Genomic DNA, 16,027 nt, shown 5'->3' on the forward strand with positions numbered 1-16,027 from the left:
CTTTCGCTACGCCTTCGCCTATCGGCTTAAGCTTGCTCGTTAAATTAAGTCGCTGGCCCATAATACAAAAGGTACGATGTCACCCAGAACGTATCTTGGGCTCCATCTGTTTGTAGGTGTCCGGTTTCAGGTCTATTTCACTCCCCTCGTCGGGGTGCTTTTCACCTTTCCCTCACGGTACTGGTTCACTATCGGTCGCTGAGGAGTACTTAGGCTTGGAGGGTGGTCCCCCCGCGTTCAGACAGGATTTCACGTGTCCCGCCTTACTCGTGGATACATCATCGCATTACTCGTACGGGGCTATCACCCTCTAAGGCCCGGCTTTCCTGACCGGTTCCGATTGTCTTTGATGTATCACTGGCCTGGTCCGCGTTCGCTCGCCACTACTAACGGAGTCTCTGTTGATGTCCTTTCCTCCAGGTACTTAGATGTTTCAGTTCCCTGGGTTTGCTTGAAACCTCCTATGTATTCAGAAGTCTCATACCTTCTCTTGATAACCGGAAATCCAAAACCTCTTCGATCGAAATCTAAAGGCCTAGGCATCTCTCATTTCTGATCGAACCCCACACCAATGTCTTTCGACAAAGGTCTTGGAGTTCCGGCTATCGAAGGTGGGTTTCCCCATTCGGAAATCCATGGATCAAAGCTTCTTCGCAGCTCCCCACGGCTTATCGCAGCGTAGCACGTCCTTCATCGCCTCTCAGCGCCAAGGCATCCACCGAACACCCTTAAGGCACTTGATTGCTCTCATTATCAATGTCCACACACTCGGCAGAATGTTGTCTGCAGAATTACCTTGCGGCACGCGCCCTCGATGAACGCTATCTGCAGCCGGACAATGATTAGAAAGACCAGCTTGCTTCGTAAGATCGTTCCGATAGCGAGGCGGTCAAGCTTCGCTAAAAGGATCATTTACAACTCGCATTCCTCTCAGACGCAGCCTTGTGAGCTACATTGAAAGGCGCACGAGCGCCGAAATGATCCGGAGATAATGAAGTATCGCGCAACAATTGCTTGTTGCCCGATCCAACTCGGATCGATCTCCTCTTTACGATGTCAGAAATCACGCAGCTTACTGTCCATCCGGACTAGTAAGTGCGAAGTGATGTTTCGCGGACGATTTAGGTGCACGATCAGTCGATGATCAAACCATCTGGTGGAGCCAGACGGGATCGAACCGACGACCTCATGCTTGCAAAGCACGCGCTCTCCCAGCTGAGCTATGGCCCCGTAACCAGAAGACGAATGCTCACTCGATGAGTGTGGTGGGCCTGGGAAGACTTGAACTTCCGACCTCACGCTTATCAAGCGCGCGCTCTAACCAACTGAGCTACAAGCCCCTAACGCATATCCAGTCAAGGACCAGGGATTCTGCAAGCTTGCAGCCCCAGCGCGTGTTCGTCCGCGAAGAAAGAGAAACGAAGACGGCGAAATCCCGCCAATGCAGCTCAACAATCCTGACGATCGTTGGCCACTGATGTTTCTAAAACGGTTCGATAGAAGCAAGCTTCTGAAGAACCATCCTTAGAAAGGAGGTGATCCAGCCGCAGGTTCCCCTACGGCTACCTTGTTACGACTTCACCCCAGTCGCTGACCCTACCGTGGCCGGCTGCCTCCCTTGCGGGTTAGCGCACCGTCTTCAGGTAAAACCAACTCCCATGGTGTGACGGGCGGTGTGTACAAGGCCCGGGAACGTATTCACCGTGGCGTGCTGATCCACGATTACTAGCGATTCCAACTTCATGGGCTCGAGTTGCAGAGCCCAATCCGAACTGAGACGGCTTTTTGAGATTTGCGAAGGGTTGCCCCTTAGCGTCCCATTGTCACCGCCATTGTAGCACGTGTGTAGCCCAGCCCGTAAGGGCCATGAGGACTTGACGTCATCCCCACCTTCCTCGCGGCTTATCACCGGCAGTCTCCTTAGAGTGCTCAACTAAATGGTAGCAACTAAGGACGGGGGTTGCGCTCGTTGCGGGACTTAACCCAACATCTCACGACACGAGCTGACGACAGCCATGCAGCACCTGTGTTCCAGGCTCCGAAGAGAAGGTCACATCTCTGCGACCGGTCCTGGACATGTCAAGGGCTGGTAAGGTTCTGCGCGTTGCGTCGAATTAAACCACATGCTCCACCGCTTGTGCGGGCCCCCGTCAATTCCTTTGAGTTTTAATCTTGCGACCGTACTCCCCAGGCGGAATGCTTAAAGCGTTAGCTGCGCCACTAGTGAGTAAACCCACTAACGGCTGGCATTCATCGTTTACGGCGTGGACTACCAGGGTATCTAATCCTGTTTGCTCCCCACGCTTTCGTGCCTCAGCGTCAGTATCGGGCCAGTGAGCCGCCTTCGCCACTGGTGTTCTTGCGAATATCTACGAATTTCACCTCTACACTCGCAGTTCCACTCACCTCTCCCGAACTCAAGATCTTCAGTATCAAAGGCAGTTCTGGAGTTGAGCTCCAGGATTTCACCCCTGACTTAAAGACCCGCCTACGCACCCTTTACGCCCAGTGATTCCGAGCAACGCTAGCCCCCTTCGTATTACCGCGGCTGCTGGCACGAAGTTAGCCGGGGCTTATTCTTGCGGTACCGTCATTATCTTCCCGCACAAAAGAGCTTTACAACCCTAGGGCCTTCATCACTCACGCGGCATGGCTGGATCAGGGTTGCCCCCATTGTCCAATATTCCCCACTGCTGCCTCCCGTAGGAGTTTGGGCCGTGTCTCAGTCCCAATGTGGCTGATCATCCTCTCAGACCAGCTACTGATCGTCGCCTTGGTGAGCCATTACCTCACCAACTAGCTAATCAGACGCGGGCCGATCTTTCGGCGATAAATCCTTCCCCGTAAGGGCTTATCCGGTATTAGCACAAGTTTCCCTGTGTTGTTCCGAACCAAAAGGTACGTTCCCACGCGTTACTCACCCGTCTGCCGCTGACGTATTGCTACGCCCGCTCGACTTGCATGTGTTAAGCCTGCCGCCAGCGTTCGCTCTGAGCCAGGATCAAACTCTCAAGTTGGACTTGAACTTTGAACCGGCTGATCACAACGTTTGACGAGGTCCCACCATTATTTCGACAACCGAAGTCGTCGAGCTGCCCGCGATTCACATCGCTGGCAGCGATGGTGTTTCCTTTAAAACGTGTACCGCCGAAGTCTTTCGTCCCCTCTCAGAACTCAAAAGCCGAAGCTCTTCAGTGTCCGAGAGGCGCAAGGACTCCGCCGTCCACGTTTCTCTTTCTTCATCTTCACTTGTCAAACAGCCCGGGACCAGGTGGCCCCAACCTTCCAGAGTGGAAGGGTTCCCGACACCCTCACCGACGATGAATGAACTCCAATCGACTTATGTCGACTGTTGTGTCACTCAACAAGGTGAGGAGCATCAAGAGCGTGCATGCTTCCCTTGGCATCTAGGCCAAAGAGAGCGCCCGACAGACGGGCAACGCTGGCAAACGCATAGACGCTCACTCACCTGACTTCAAGCAGAAAATGAAAAGTTTCCACTTCGCCAATCTTCTCGTGTCCGCGTAGCAGAGCAGCAAGCCTGCTCGTCCTGGTTAAGCCCAGACGTTCATCGACTTTCCACCCGGGCACTCAGATAGCCAGGACCTCGGAAGAGACCGCTCTGGCCGTCGAGTTAGGGAACGATGCCTCGGCACGCCCACGCGACGTTTGCAAAGGACCTCGGGCCATCGGGCCGGCCGGCCTCGTAGGCATCGCGCACGGCGGCGTCGGTGCGCGCTCGCTCCGCAGCATCGAGCGCTGCCACATACTTGCCGAGCGGCCCTTCGCCAGCGGCAATCGGCGTCCAATAGTCGGCAAAGCTTTTGTAGTCCATGCGGATCATCAGCTCTACTTCCGCAATGCTCACGAGACCCTGTTCGGCAAAAGTCCGTCTCAGTTCGCCCGGCTGCATCATTGGTTGAAAGCAATAGCGACTGCGCAGCTGGCGCCCGCTTTCACCGAGTGCCGCCACCGTGTCGACCATCATGCGCATGCCGGGCATCCCGCCGAGATGATCCCACACCGCTGCCGCGACCACGCCGCCCGGCCGAACGACGCGGCGCATCTCGGCTACTGCCTTACCGGCTTCGGGAACGAACTGGAGCACGAGAAGCGCCAAAGCGCGATCGAACGTGCCGCCCTCGAAGGGCAGGGCGCAGGCATCCGCCTGTCGGACTTTTATTCGCGGGTTTGTGTTGCGCCGGATTACCTCCTCGACAAAGATTGGCGAATAGTCGACCGCGGTAATCTCGGCGAGGTCGGCAGCTTTGGCGAGCGTGAAGGTCAAGCTACCGGTGCCGCAGCCGATCTCGAGAATCCTTTCGCCGTCGGAAATCCCTGTGAAGTCGATGAATTTCCGCGCGAGTCTTCGGCTCCAGCGGCCCATGAGCTGCTCATAGCCCGCGGCGCTGTGGACGTTGAATTCTGAGGTCATCGAAGTCTCCGTGTGCTTCCCAGATTTTTAGATCTCCAGGAGGTGGCTGCACAGCCGCTAACGCAATCGCATTGCGATCGCAGCGAGAACGCCGTGCTGCTTGCTCTGTGGATGCGTATGAGAAGATCCGTCACGGCGAGCTCCTTTTGAGGGCTACCATGCCTCATCGAGGCCGAGTTGCCCAAACACCTCGCGACGAAGCTCAACGAAGTGCGGATCGCCCCGGTGGCGAGGATAGGGCTGGCTGTTGACGACTTCAGCCTTGACCCGTGCAGGCCGGTCGCTCAGCACGATGACACGGCCAGCAAGCAATAGCGCCTCCTCGACATCGTGCGTGACCATCAGCGCCGTGAAGCGCGAGCGCTGCCAAAGTGATACGAGTTCCGCCTGCATCGCGATGCGAGTCAGCGAGTCGAGCTGGCCCAAAGGTTCGTCGAGAATGAGCAGCTTTGGGTCGTTGACAAGCGCACGCGCCAGAGCCGCGCGTTGCGCCATGCCACCGGAAAGCTGGTGCGGGTAGGCATTGGCGAAGCCCGTGAGCCCCACCAGGCGCAAGGCGTCTTCGATACGCCCGCCATGAGTGCGTAGCAACCCGCGGGCTTCCAGACCGAGCGCAACGTTGCTCCGTACCGTCCGCCATGGATAGAGCGTTGGGTCTTGAAAAACGACGACACGCGACGGATCGGGTGCTTCGATCTCTCTTCCCTCCGCTAGCAGGGAGCCGGCTGTTGGAGTGTCGAGCCCCGCGACCAGCCGCAGCAGGGTCGATTTTCCGCACCCACTCGGCCCCAGGAGAGCGACAAATTCGCCGCGGCCGACCTGAAGGCTGATGCGGTCCAATACCGGCAGGGGCTGCCCTTCGAGATCGAAGCTGTGGCTCACTTCGCGGAGCGTTAGCGTCGATCCACGGACCGCGTGATCGCTTGCGATCGCCGCTACCATCGCACCAGACCTTTCTGCCAGGATAGCAGGCGGTCCCGCAAGCGGAACAGCAGCGTGATCAGCCCTGAGCACAAGAACGCCATGAGCAGCAGCGCGGCGTACATATTGGCATAGGCCGCCCAACCTTGCGCCCATTGCAGGTACCAGCCGAGCCCCGCCTTCACGCCCAGCATCTCGGCTACGACAAGAACCGCAAACGAGTTGCCGAGACCCATGAACAGGCCAACAAAGACATGTGGCATTGCCGCCGGAATGGCAACCTTGAGCACGAGGAAGCGCTGGGTTGCTCCCAATGTCCGCGCAATATCGTAATAGGCGCTCTTCACGCAGGCGACGCCCGACCAGGTCAGCACGGTGACCGGAAACCCGGTGGCGAGCGCAATCAGGAAAATGCTGGCGCTGAAGCTCGACGGGAAAACGAAAAATGCGAGCGGCAGCCAAGCTGTCGCGGGCAGCGGCCCGATGAACCGCAAAACTGGGTGGATCCAATAACCGGCGAGCCGCGACCAGCCGATCGCCACGCCGGTTACGAACCCCACCGCCGCACCGAGAAAGTAACCGGTCGCGAGCAGACGCGCTGAGGCGAAGATGCCTTCAGCCAGCCGCCCCCAATCATCGATTACGACTTCGACAATGGCCTGCGGCGGCGGAAAGAACGGCAACGGCAGCAATCCAAGCTTTGCTGTGACGGCCTCCCAGGCAGCAAAAAACAGCGCGAGCGCAAACAGCCACGGGGAGAGCCGCTGGAGACGCTGAAAAGCAACAAAACGAACGCCGGCAAAGGCTGCCAGGGCGAGCGCAAGGGCCAACGCGCCGCAGGCAATCGCGAAGCCGCCCGTGTAGGCCCAATCGCTCTCGGGCTTATCCGGCCAGAGCGCAGTGAGCACGGCGACCATAGACCATGCGGCGGCAACAGACAGTCCGCCGATCAACGACCGAGTGGTCGAACTTTCAAAAAAGCCGAAACCCGATTTCTCTGATGGCCTCGGCACTTCATCGATGACCGAGCTCACTGCGGATCTTCCCAATCGGCTCAGCTTAGAACGTCAAGATAAATCCGCTCGGCGAACTTGGCCGGGTCAGTGCTTCGCTTCATGACGTTCACTGCCTTGAGTTCGTCGGTGTAGAGTAGAAGCTGCTTCTTGAGCGTGGCCCCGACCGGGTGATTGTGGTGAGTATGGCTACGATACATGGTGGCGAGATCCTCTACGGATCCTCTCCCGCCGTAGCCCGAATAGATTGCTGCGGCATCGGCGGGATCGCTGGCAACTAGGTCTGCCCCCTCCAGTATCGATCGGGTCAGAGCGGCCGCCACCGGCATTTCGCTTCGGGTGAGGCTGCCACGTATCGCGAGAACGCAGCAGGTGCGGTCGGCGAATTCACCCGTCAAGTTCGTCGCGATCTCGTTGAGTTTGCCTTCCTTGAGCCAGAGGTAGGGCAGCGGATCTATCTCGGCCAGCGCCTGCACTTCGCCCTTGTCGACGGCAAGCGCGAGCAGATTGGCCGGGTACTGGCGCCACTCTACCTCTTGGGCCGGATCGATGCCCTTTTTGGCGAGGTAGATCGAAAAGAAGTTCTTCGCTGGGCTCGATTGATCGCTAATCCCGATGGCCTTGCCGCGCAGGGATTCCAGGCTGTCAATATTCGCAGCCTTGGAGCCGAGGAGCCGGATGCAGCCGCCGTGCACACCGGCGGTGATCCGAACGTCGAAACCTTGCTCCAGCGGTTTGAGCCAGCGCAGGGCCAATCCCAAACCGGCATCCGCCTTGCCAGTTGCAATCGCCTCCAACAACTGGTCGGTCGAACCGCCGAAATTGACGAATTCGACATCGAGGTTGTGCTTGGCGAAGATACCCCGCTCCTTTGCGACTGCCGCAGCGACGGTGCACGCCGCGTTCGCATTCCAGGCGAGTTTGAGTTGGCGGGGTGGGCCCTGCAGCTCTTCACTGCTCGCTGCGGCGCGACAAATAAGAGGCTCGCCGGGAATATAAGACAGCGATCCAGTCCCGGATGCCGTCAGCGCGCGAGCCGCTCCAAACATTCCAAGCGGCGCCGTGGCGCCGAGGGTGCAAACCAACGTCAACACCGAGCGGCGGGAGAAGGCGCCCCGCTTCGCTTCGGACAGACCTTTCGTCAAGCTGTTGCCAATTTCGCGCTTTTCCATGTGTCACTCCCAAACTCGCGTGTGAATGGAATAGAACTGGGCGGCGCTTTGCGGGGCCTTAGCTCACCTCTCTTTGGGCATCATCCGAGCCCGTCTGCTACACAGGTGTGAAGAGCTTCACATTAACGCAAAAAATTGGAAGGAGATAGCCGCGCGGCGATTAAGGCTCTTGTCAATCGTGTTGACCTACTCACGGCGGCGTCTGTCGCATTTGATCGCGATCGGCGCGAGTAGATGGTCAATATCTGAGTCGACACGCACCAGCATGCATGGAGCCTGCGTTGCGCGAATTGAGCAACGCCCGGACCGAGATCATGCAGGATAGGCTGAACTTCGACGCTAAGTTCAGCATGCTTTGGAATGGTCGGCTTCCCGCTTCGCTAGCTTGATCCCGGGAATGGCATCAATGTTGCGCCGGGGCATACTTACAAGGAGGTCGCATGATTACCGCCGTTGTACGATACACACTGCCGCCGCAGATCGACCACGCCGCGTGTCGCGAGCACTTTCACATGATCGCCCCCAACTTCCGCGGGGTGACGGGGCTGATCAGCAAGCACTTCATCTGGTCCGAAAGCGGCTGGGCGGGCGGCGTGTACCAGTGGGAGCGTATCGAGGACGCTACGGCGTTCTACACCGGGCCGTGGCTCGAGGGCATCATCCAGCGCTACGGCATGAAGCCGCAGATCGATTTTTACGAGGTTTTTGCGCTAACAGACAACACGCGCGGTAAGGTTGAGCTGTTCGAGGAGGCCGTTGCTCCAAATGACCCCAGCAGATAGCTCTTCTGCCGCACTAGCGCGTAGAGGTGGCGTTGTATGAGAGGATAGCTGCGGAATCCTCACGTCATCGTAGCAAGTCCACGCCGCGACCGAATGCGACGATCACTCTGATCTTGGCTCTTCGGAGACGTGCCGATCAGGGCAAATGTCCACGTTTCGCCAAGAACTGCCCTCCCCGTTAAGTCGCAGTTTGACCCAACCCAGACATATCTTGCACCGGAGACAAGTAGCCCTTTGGGCGTCCGGTAAGGCCGCCGCCTCGCCGGACCGATTAAGGTTCGACCGCTTTAGTTGAATGTTTGCAGCCTCAATTTGAGCGATCCGTCGGCTTGGCGTTCGAAGACGTGCGTCGCCAAACCACTGAAGGGAGACGGCTTGCCCTCCTTGTCCTTACCCGTAGCGCTCCACTTGGCTGCGCCGAAGACTACCTTGTCGTCTCCGCCGGCATCGATCATCTCCAACTTGTGATCCGTCACACCGCTCGCGAAGAGTCCGGCAAAGAACTTCTCGATCTCGGCCGGCGCCGACGCGACCTGATGTGTGGGCGGCATCAATTTTGCCGTCGCGACATAGGAGGCGCCGATGGCTTTCTCGTCGTGCTTATTAAATGCGGCATCCCAAGCGGCGTAAGCCTTCTCCACGTCCCCCTTGGCGTCCGCGGCCAACGAAATTCCCGGCGCGCCGAGCAGACAAATGAGTAGTGTTGAAGACCGTTACAGGAATTTCTCGCGGCCCTGCGCTTTGATCTCGGTCTCCAGTTGCTGATCGAGCTTGTCTAGGCTTCGCCTCAAAACCTCGACTTCGTGCGGATCGAGCGCGGCCATGAGCTTGCGCTCGACCCGAACCACGAATTTCTCGATATCCTTGTAGACCTTGCGGCCATCGGTCGTGAGGCTCAGGCTGGCGCGGCGGCGGTCTGCCTTATCCACGTCACGATGAATCAGCCCTCGACGCACCAGCAATTCGATGGAGCGCGCGACCTTGAACGCGTCGGACGAGGTCAATGTCGCAAGTTGCGTGGCCGTCAGCGGCTGATGCCTGGCAATGACCGCAAGGCTTCGCCAGGCCGGCATCGTCAGCTCGTAACGATCTTCGTACATGGGGGAGATGAAGCTGCCCAGCCGCGAAGCGATGAGACCGAACCGGTACCCGGTCCAGTTCTCGAGCGGGAGGATCGTGCTGACCTTGTTCATCAAGACAATTTGCTCGCGGTGAAGGGAGCAGAACCATAACGAGTTGCACTGCACCGCTCAACCGCTCGCTTTCCGGACGATCGCGTCATTGACGCAGGGGCGAATTACTTGCATAATGCAAATAATAAGCATTCAAAAGAACCAAGGAGGATCACCATGTCGAAATCGACTGACGGCCAGGATCTGACGCTGGTTGGCCCGGGTACGGTCATGGGCGAGATGATGCGGCAATACTGGATACCCGCCGCTCTCTCTTCGGAACTATCAGTCGACGGCGATCCAATGCGCCTGATGCTGCTCGGTGAGCAGCTCATTGCCTTCCGTGACAGCTCGGGCCGGGTTGGCGTGCTGGATCATCAATGTCCGCACCGTTGTGCCTCGCTGTTCCTCGGCCGTAACGAGCAGGACGGTATCCGTTGCGTCTATCACGGCTGGAAGTTCGACGTTGACGGCCGCTGCCTCGAAATGCCGAACGTCCCCCCTCCGCAGGATTTCAAGGAAAAGGTCCGCGCAAAAAGCTACAGGGTTCGCGAGTGCGCGGGCCTCATATGGGTTTACATGGGCGCGCGGGCCGAGGCGCCGCCGATGCCGATGCACGAAGCGCTGTTCGTTCCGGAGCAGGATCTGACCGTCACCATCCTCCAACGCGAAGCCAACTGGCTCCAGGGCCTCGAAGGCGATATCGACACGTCGCATTTCGGCTTCCTGCATGCCGGACACATCAACCCTGATGATTTCGAGGAAGGCCACCCGGCCCGTCACACGGTTTCCAACCGAGCGCCGGAGTACAAGGTCACCGAGACCGACTGGGGCACGATGTACGGCGCGTTTCGGCCGGAAGCGGACGATCGAATGCACTGGCGCATGGCGCATTTCTCACTGCCGTTCTGGACCCAGACCCCGAACGCCGACTTTGCCGACCACGTGGTCGCCAAGGCGTGGGTGCCCATGGACGACACTCACACGATGCTGATCTCGATCTATGGCGGCCGCGCCAAAGGGGCGACTTACTCGAGTTCCAAGCTGAAATCCGGTGGTGGCATCCCCGGGGCCGACGGTCTCGATTATCTACCCAACACCACGGACTGGTATGGGCGCTGGCGTGCGGTCCAGAACATCGGCAACGACTGGCAGATCGATCGCGAAGCTCAGCGCACCAACAAGATCTACACCGGCATCCGCAACATCGTGATGCAGGACCAAGCCGTCACGGAAAGCATGGGGCCGATCGTCGATCACACCAAGGAACATCTCGCACCGAGCGACGTGATGATCGCGCGGACGAGGCGGCGCCTGCTCAACGCTGCACGGGCATTCGCCAACAGCGGCACCGTGCCGCCCGGCGTCGACGATGCCGAGGTGTTCTGGAACGCGCGCGCAGGCTCCTACTACGCTGACGCGAAGATCGACTGGCTCGAGGCCTATCAGGACAAGTTGAAGACCGCCATTCGCTGGCGTGCCCCGAGCCCGCAAGCCGCGGAGTAGCGACAATGGCCACGCCGGACCGGGAAACGCGCGCGCGCATCACGCGCCGCGCTACGGTGTTTGGACTGACGGCCTCTTCGATCCTGCCGTCGATCATGGCTCCGTCGAGAGCGGAGGGTGAATGGTCCTCGCTGGTCGCCGCCGCAAAGAAGGAAGGCCGCGTGGTGCTCTACAGCGCGTTCGTCGGCCTTGCCGCGCACAAGGAGCTCAAGAAGGACTTCGAGTCCGCCTACGGAATCACCGTGGACATTCTCGAAGCACGCGCGAGCGAAGTCCGGGAGCGCATCCGCATCGAGCAGGCTGCGGGCCGCAACGCAGCCGACGTCTCCGAGAACGGGCGGACCACGACCACGCTGCAGATCAAGGAGGAGCGTGTCTTCGAACCGCACGGCCCCCTCCCCAGCCTCGGCCGTCTCAAGACGGACTTCCCAAGCGACGGCATGCGGCTCCCTGTCTTTGCCATCGTATACGGCATCCTGGCGAACACCATGCTGGTCAAGCCGGCGGACGAGCCGAAAAGCTGGCTCGACCTGACGGATCCGCGCTGGAAAGGAAAAATCCTCAGCGACGATCCGCGGACGCTCGGCGGCGGCGGCGTGCTCTTCTCGGTCCTGCAGGACCTCTACGGGCGCGCCTTCCACGAGAAGCTTGCCCAGCAGGACCTGAAGTTCAGCCGGGAGATACCCGCAAATGAGCGCCGCGTAGCGCGCGGCGAATACCCGCTCTACATCCCCGACAGCCTGACGTCGCTGCTCGAACTTAAGGGCCTCCCGGTCAAGTTCATCGCGCCGAAGGAGGGGCTGCCCTATGTCGGCTACGATCTCGCGCTGCTGAAGAATGCACCCCACCCCAACGCGGCGCGGCTGCTGATGGAATACTATCTGGGCAAGACGATGCAGCAGAACCTTGCGAGGCTCGGGCTGCTGCCGACCACGGCGGACGCGCTGACCGGTGTCGATCCCGCGGTGGCACAAATCGAAACAACGAAGCTTCTCGGCACCACGGATCCAGAACGCATGAACGAGATGCTGTCTTTGGCTCAGCAGATCTATCGCTGAGAGGCATTCCCGGCTTAAGGGGCTGCGCCGGCCTGCTCCGGCACAGCCCAAGCCGACTGCTGCGGAACGACGACGGTCACATTGTCTCCGACGGAGAAGCCACCGAACGGCGGCGCATCGACATTGAGGCGGCTATCGTCCGTCTGCACCACGACGGACCGGATCGGACCGCGGAAGATCGTATGCGCAATCTGTCCGGACCATCGAAGTTCGTGGTCACTGTGAGCCGCATCTGGGGCCGCGATACGGGCGTCCTCGGGACGAACCATGACGGTCACGGGCCGCCCGGGCCGGATCTCGCTTGCCGACTGGCACGCTCCACGCCAGCCCTTGCCGACGACGTTGAGCCGCACCCGGCGATCGTCGATCCGCGTGCAGGCCTCCACACTGGCCTCCAGCAGGTTCGGTGTTCCGAAGAAGGCTGCCACGATCCGGTTTGCGGGATAGCGATAAATCTCCTCGGGCGCTCCGATCTGCTGGATTCGACCGCGATCCATCACGACCACACGGTCGGACAACGCCATCGCTTCGGCCTGATCATGTGTCACGTACAGGCTCGTCATCCCAAGCCGTCTCTGGATCGAACGGAACTCGTCGCCCATCTGCAGACGGAGCTTTGCGTCGAGATTGCTGAGCGGCTCGTCGAGCAGCAGCACCTTGGGTTCGAAGACGAGGGCCCGCGCGATCGCGACCCGCTGCTGCTGGCCGCCGGACAGCGCCGGTGCCGGCCGCTCGGCAAAATCCTGCATCTCGACGAGGCGAAGTGCCCTGGCGACGAGATCGCGTATCTCGGCCGCGGATTTGCGGCGCACCCGCAGCGGATAGGCGACGTTCTCGAAGACGGTCATGTGCGGCCAGATCGCGTATGACTGGAAGACCATGCCGAGCCGCCGGCGCTCCGACGGAACAAAGACGCCGCGAGCCGCATCGCTGACGACCTCGTTGCCGATGCTGATGCGGCCGCCGGAATTTTGCTCGAGGCCCGCGACCATCCGCAACGTCGTGGTCTTGCCGCACCCCGACGGCCCCAGCAGGGTGACGAATTCACCCTCGCTGACCCGCAGGTCGACGCCGTCGACCGCGACGAAATTACCGAAGCTCCGGCTTACTTTCTCAAGAACGACATTCGACATGGCACGATCCAAGCCTGGTCACATTCCACCGATACGGCTGCTGATGAACTTGAGTTGAACCCACCGGAAGACGATCACGAGAACCATCATGATGAGCCCGATCACGCTGACCTGCTCCGCATTGCCGTTCGCCCACAGCTTCAGCAGCACGACAGACAACACCTCGGAGCCGACAGAATAGAGCAGAACGGATGCGCTCAGCTCGCGCATGATGCCGAAGAACACCAGCACCCATCCGACGGCGAAGGAAGGCCAGGCCAGGGCAAGGACGATGCGCCTCATGGTTTGCAGCCAGCTTGCGCCATGCACCCGGGAGCACTCCTCGAGGTCGAACGAAAGCTGCGCATATGCGCTCGACATGGCGCGCACCGAAAGCGGCGTCCCAAGCGAAATATAGGCCAGCAGCAGCGCCCAGATCGTGCCGTAGATCGGAATCGCGTGAGGCAGCAGAGCAAACCCCCAGAGAAACCCGACACCAAGGACGATACCGGGCATCATCCACGGCAGCCAAGCCATCGAATCGATCAGCAACCGGCCTCGCCACTTCGTTCGGACCGAGACATAGGCGACGGTTGCGCCGAGCAACATCGTCAGCGTGGCGCCGACGAGGCCCAGGAACATCGTGTTGCTGAACCCGCGCCAGAACTCGCTGCTGCCGAATACCGCCTGATAGTGCTCGAGGGTCAGCATGTCCCACTGGTAGAACCCGAAGAACTTGAAGAACGAGCCGATGACGAGTTGTCCGACCGGGAGAACCACCGTCACCACAAAGAACAGAACGCAAAAGGCAAAGGTTGCCCATCGCCATGCACCGAGTTTCATCACCGAAGGCGAATAGCCCTTGCCAGTGATGGTCTGAAAACTTCGGCCGCGCAGCATCCGCCGCTGCAGAAGAACGATCAGGAACAATAGCGCCATGATGACGAAGCTGATCGCGGTTGCATACTGATATTGCGGCGGCGACCGCTGGTTGATCGAGTCGTAGATGTCCGTCGTGATGACCCGAATTCCCGCCGGTGAGCCGAAGAAGAGCGGCGACTCGAAATTCTCGATGCCGCGAATGAAGCTCAGGATGGCCGCACCGGTCAGCGCGGGCAGCATAAGCTGCAGCGTGACAGAGCGAAAAGTTCGCAGGCGTGATGCGCCGCACATGGTCGCCGCCTCCTCGAGACTCGGATCCATCGCTCGGAAGGCGTCCACGATAAGAAGAAACAGGAACGGCACGGAATACTGCATCATGTGCCAGACTACGCCGCCATATGAATAGACGTTGATCGGCGCTGTCTCCGATCCCGTGACCCACTGATAGAGCTGATTGAGCAATCCGACCTGCGGATTGCCGAGCATGCCCCACGCCATTGCGGTCAGGATGGGGGGAATGAAGAATGGCAGCGTGATCAGGACTTCCAGAGCCGCCCGGAATGGCGTGTCGGTTCGCGCCAGTATCCAGGCGAGCAGGACGGCCAGGATTACCGAAGGGATGGTCTTGGCCAGGGATATGCCGACGGTGTTGAGGAGTGTCACCGCGCTTTGCAGCGTGATGACGTCGCGATATCCGTCTAGATTGTAAGTGCCGGCCATTCCCGGCGGCGTCGAATGCAGGCTTCCATAGAGCAGCATCGACAGCGGATAGACGGAAAGGAAGGCGAGAACGACGACGAGCAGAGCGAGCGCCGCAAGGCGGCCTGCCGCAGTCGCCTGCAGCCACCGCCCGATCCCGCTCAGGCCGGTCGTACGCCTCTCGACGAGGTTGTTCACTCCCTCTCCGGCTGAAACGCTCATGGGTCTCTCAGGGATAGAGCTTCTTGGCGAGATCCATCATCGAGGAGCGCTCAGCCAGCTTGGCGGGACCAATGATCTTGGCATTCACGAACTGCTGCGCGTCCGGATTGGCGCGCTCGGCGGCCGCGGCGTTCACCGGAAGCATCCAGGCGTTCGCGTAGAGCAATTGCGACTCGACGCTGAGGAAGTGGTCGATGAACAAACGCGCAGCGTTGGGATGCGGCGCGTTCTTGAGCACCGCGAGATCCATCTCCGCGAAAGGTGCACCCTCCTTTGGAATCACGACTTTCACCGGCAGCCCCTTCAGATCGGACGTGAAGGCAAAGATCTGCGGGATATAGATGGCGTACTCGCCGCGAGCGACGCGCCGCGCGTCGTTTCGCATATCGCGGCTGAACACGGGCTTTTGCTCGGCGAGCTTCTGATTGAAGTCGATGCCCATGGTCTTTTCCAGGATGGCGAACATGGTATTCCCGCTGCCGAGCGGCCGCATGTCGTCCGAGAGGATCTTGCCCTTCCATTTGGGATCGTTGAGATCGTTCCAGCTCGTCGGGATGTCCTGCTCCTTGACCAGCCGCGTGTTGATGAGGATGCCCATCGGCTGCATGAAGGCCGGCACGCTGTATTCATTGGCTTTGAACGGCGGTCGCAAATGGGCGGCATTCGGGATCGGCGGCAGTTTCTGCACGAAATCGCCGTTCTTGAGTTGCTCCTCGATCATGGTCGTCGTGACCATTTCCGCGTCGCCCAGGAAGCGGCCGGCCGCCTGCTCGGTGCGGATGCGCTCGGAGAGCTCACTGGCACGGAGGTCGAGACTCTCGACCGGAATTCCGTACTTCGCTTCGAACGACTTGAGGACAGCCGTGAAGTAGGGAGCGCCCAAGGCCATGTTGTAGACCACGACCTTGCCTTCCTTCTTGGCGGCCTCGACGACCTTGTCCCAAGAACCGTCCTCGGCGTGCGCGGAGCTCAACAGACCCACGAAACAGGCGACAGCCGCCGACATCCCTAGCTTGAACAACACTTACTCCTCCCAATGCTCTTTTTTGCTTT

Annotated in this window: 12 protein-coding genes, 2 tRNA genes and 2 rRNA genes (1 of these 16 cut by a window edge); 3 read left to right on the forward strand and 13 right to left on the reverse strand. The window is 59.7% G+C overall.

Annotation, left to right across the window (positions count from 1 at the left end; translation table 11 throughout):
* From AB7531_RS35725 to AB7531_RS35760, 8 genes are all read right to left on the reverse strand, one after another.
* A 23S ribosomal RNA gene (locus AB7531_RS35725) occupies positions 1-743 on the reverse strand; it reaches 2,130 nt to the left of the window's first position.
* A 411-nt stretch (positions 744-1,154) separates the two neighbouring features.
* Positions 1,155-1,230, reverse strand: a tRNA-Ala gene (locus tag AB7531_RS35730).
* A gap of 33 nt (positions 1,231-1,263) precedes the next feature.
* Positions 1,264-1,340: transfer RNA gene (locus AB7531_RS35735), tRNA-Ile, on the reverse strand.
* Between the two features lie 188 nt (positions 1,341-1,528).
* Positions 1,529-3,017: ribosomal RNA gene (locus AB7531_RS35740) — 16S ribosomal RNA — on the reverse strand.
* The 16S and 23S rRNA genes sit together here with 2 tRNA genes alongside, the layout of an rRNA operon.
* Before the next feature lie 617 nt (positions 3,018-3,634).
* Positions 3,635-4,435 (reverse strand): class I SAM-dependent methyltransferase, encoded by an 801-nt coding sequence (locus tag AB7531_RS35745; protein ID WP_063985286.1) that lies wholly within the window; start codon positions 4,433-4,435, stop codon positions 3,635-3,637.
* A gap of 153 nt (positions 4,436-4,588) precedes the next feature.
* On the reverse strand, positions 4,589-5,377 hold the full coding sequence (locus AB7531_RS35750; RefSeq protein ID WP_063985287.1) for an ABC transporter ATP-binding protein: 789 nt from the start codon (positions 5,375-5,377) through the stop codon (positions 4,589-4,591).
* Positions 5,371-6,309 (reverse strand): ABC transporter permease, encoded by a 939-nt coding sequence (locus tag AB7531_RS35755; RefSeq protein ID WP_224517721.1) that lies wholly within the window; start codon positions 6,307-6,309, stop codon positions 5,371-5,373. Before AB7531_RS35755 ends, AB7531_RS35750 begins: the two co-directional genes overlap by 7 nt.
* Positions 6,310-6,410: 101 nt before the next feature.
* A complete protein-coding gene (locus tag AB7531_RS35760; RefSeq protein WP_081369351.1) occupies positions 6,411-7,541 on the reverse strand; it encodes an ABC transporter substrate-binding protein in 1,131 nt (376 codons plus the stop codon).
* A 440-nt stretch (positions 7,542-7,981) separates the two neighbouring features.
* Here AB7531_RS35760 and AB7531_RS35765 point away from each other — a divergent pair, with 440 nt between their 5' ends.
* Complete coding sequence (locus AB7531_RS35765; RefSeq protein ID WP_063985288.1) at positions 7,982-8,323, forward strand: hypothetical protein; 342 nt, start codon at positions 7,982-7,984, stop codon at positions 8,321-8,323.
* Positions 8,324-8,610: 287 nt separating this feature from the next.
* Here AB7531_RS35765 and AB7531_RS35770 read toward each other — a convergent pair whose 3' ends face one another.
* Together AB7531_RS35770 and AB7531_RS35775 are read right to left on the reverse strand one after the other, a co-directional pair.
* Positions 8,611-8,988, reverse strand: coding sequence for a YybH family protein (locus AB7531_RS35770; RefSeq protein ID WP_231144281.1), 378 nt, complete (start codon positions 8,986-8,988; stop codon positions 8,611-8,613).
* Positions 8,989-9,036: 48 nt separating this feature from the next.
* Positions 9,037-9,516, reverse strand: a complete 480-nt coding sequence (locus tag AB7531_RS35775; RefSeq protein WP_063985289.1) for a MarR family winged helix-turn-helix transcriptional regulator — start codon at positions 9,514-9,516, stop codon at positions 9,037-9,039.
* Positions 9,517-9,672: 156 nt separating this feature from the next.
* Between AB7531_RS35775 and AB7531_RS35780 the strand changes: the two genes are divergently transcribed.
* A complete protein-coding gene (locus AB7531_RS35780) occupies positions 9,673-11,001 on the forward strand; it encodes a Rieske 2Fe-2S domain-containing protein (protein ID WP_063985290.1) in 1,329 nt (442 codons plus the stop codon).
* A 5-nt stretch (positions 11,002-11,006) separates the two neighbouring features.
* Positions 11,007-12,059 carry an ABC transporter substrate-binding protein gene (locus AB7531_RS35785; RefSeq protein WP_231144279.1) on the forward strand — a complete coding sequence of 351 codons (1,053 nt, stop codon included), beginning with the start codon at positions 11,007-11,009 and terminating at the stop codon, positions 12,057-12,059.
* 14 nt (positions 12,060-12,073) lie between these two features.
* Here the strand turns inward: AB7531_RS35785 and AB7531_RS35790 are convergent, their stop codons facing one another.
* Genes AB7531_RS35790 through AB7531_RS35800 form a run of 3 tightly spaced genes read right to left on the reverse strand, consistent with a single transcriptional unit; the run spans position 12,074 to position 15,998 of the window.
* Positions 12,074-13,192, reverse strand: a complete 1,119-nt coding sequence (locus AB7531_RS35790) for an ABC transporter ATP-binding protein (protein ID WP_063985292.1) — start codon at positions 13,190-13,192, stop codon at positions 12,074-12,076.
* Positions 13,193-13,210: 18 nt separating this feature from the next.
* Positions 13,211-14,974 carry an ABC transporter permease gene (locus AB7531_RS35795; protein ID WP_063985293.1) on the reverse strand — a complete coding sequence of 588 codons (1,764 nt, stop codon included), beginning with the start codon at positions 14,972-14,974 and terminating at the stop codon, positions 13,211-13,213.
* A gap of 7 nt (positions 14,975-14,981) precedes the next feature.
* Positions 14,982-15,998 (reverse strand): ABC transporter substrate-binding protein, encoded by a 1,017-nt coding sequence (locus AB7531_RS35800; RefSeq protein WP_231144277.1) that lies wholly within the window; start codon positions 15,996-15,998, stop codon positions 14,982-14,984.
* Between the last annotated feature and the right edge of the window lie 29 nt (positions 15,999-16,027).

The organism is Bradyrhizobium sp. 63_E2_N1_3 (assembly GCF_052076005.1).
Taxonomy (GTDB): domain Bacteria; phylum Pseudomonadota; class Alphaproteobacteria; order Rhizobiales; family Xanthobacteraceae; genus Bradyrhizobium; species Bradyrhizobium barranii.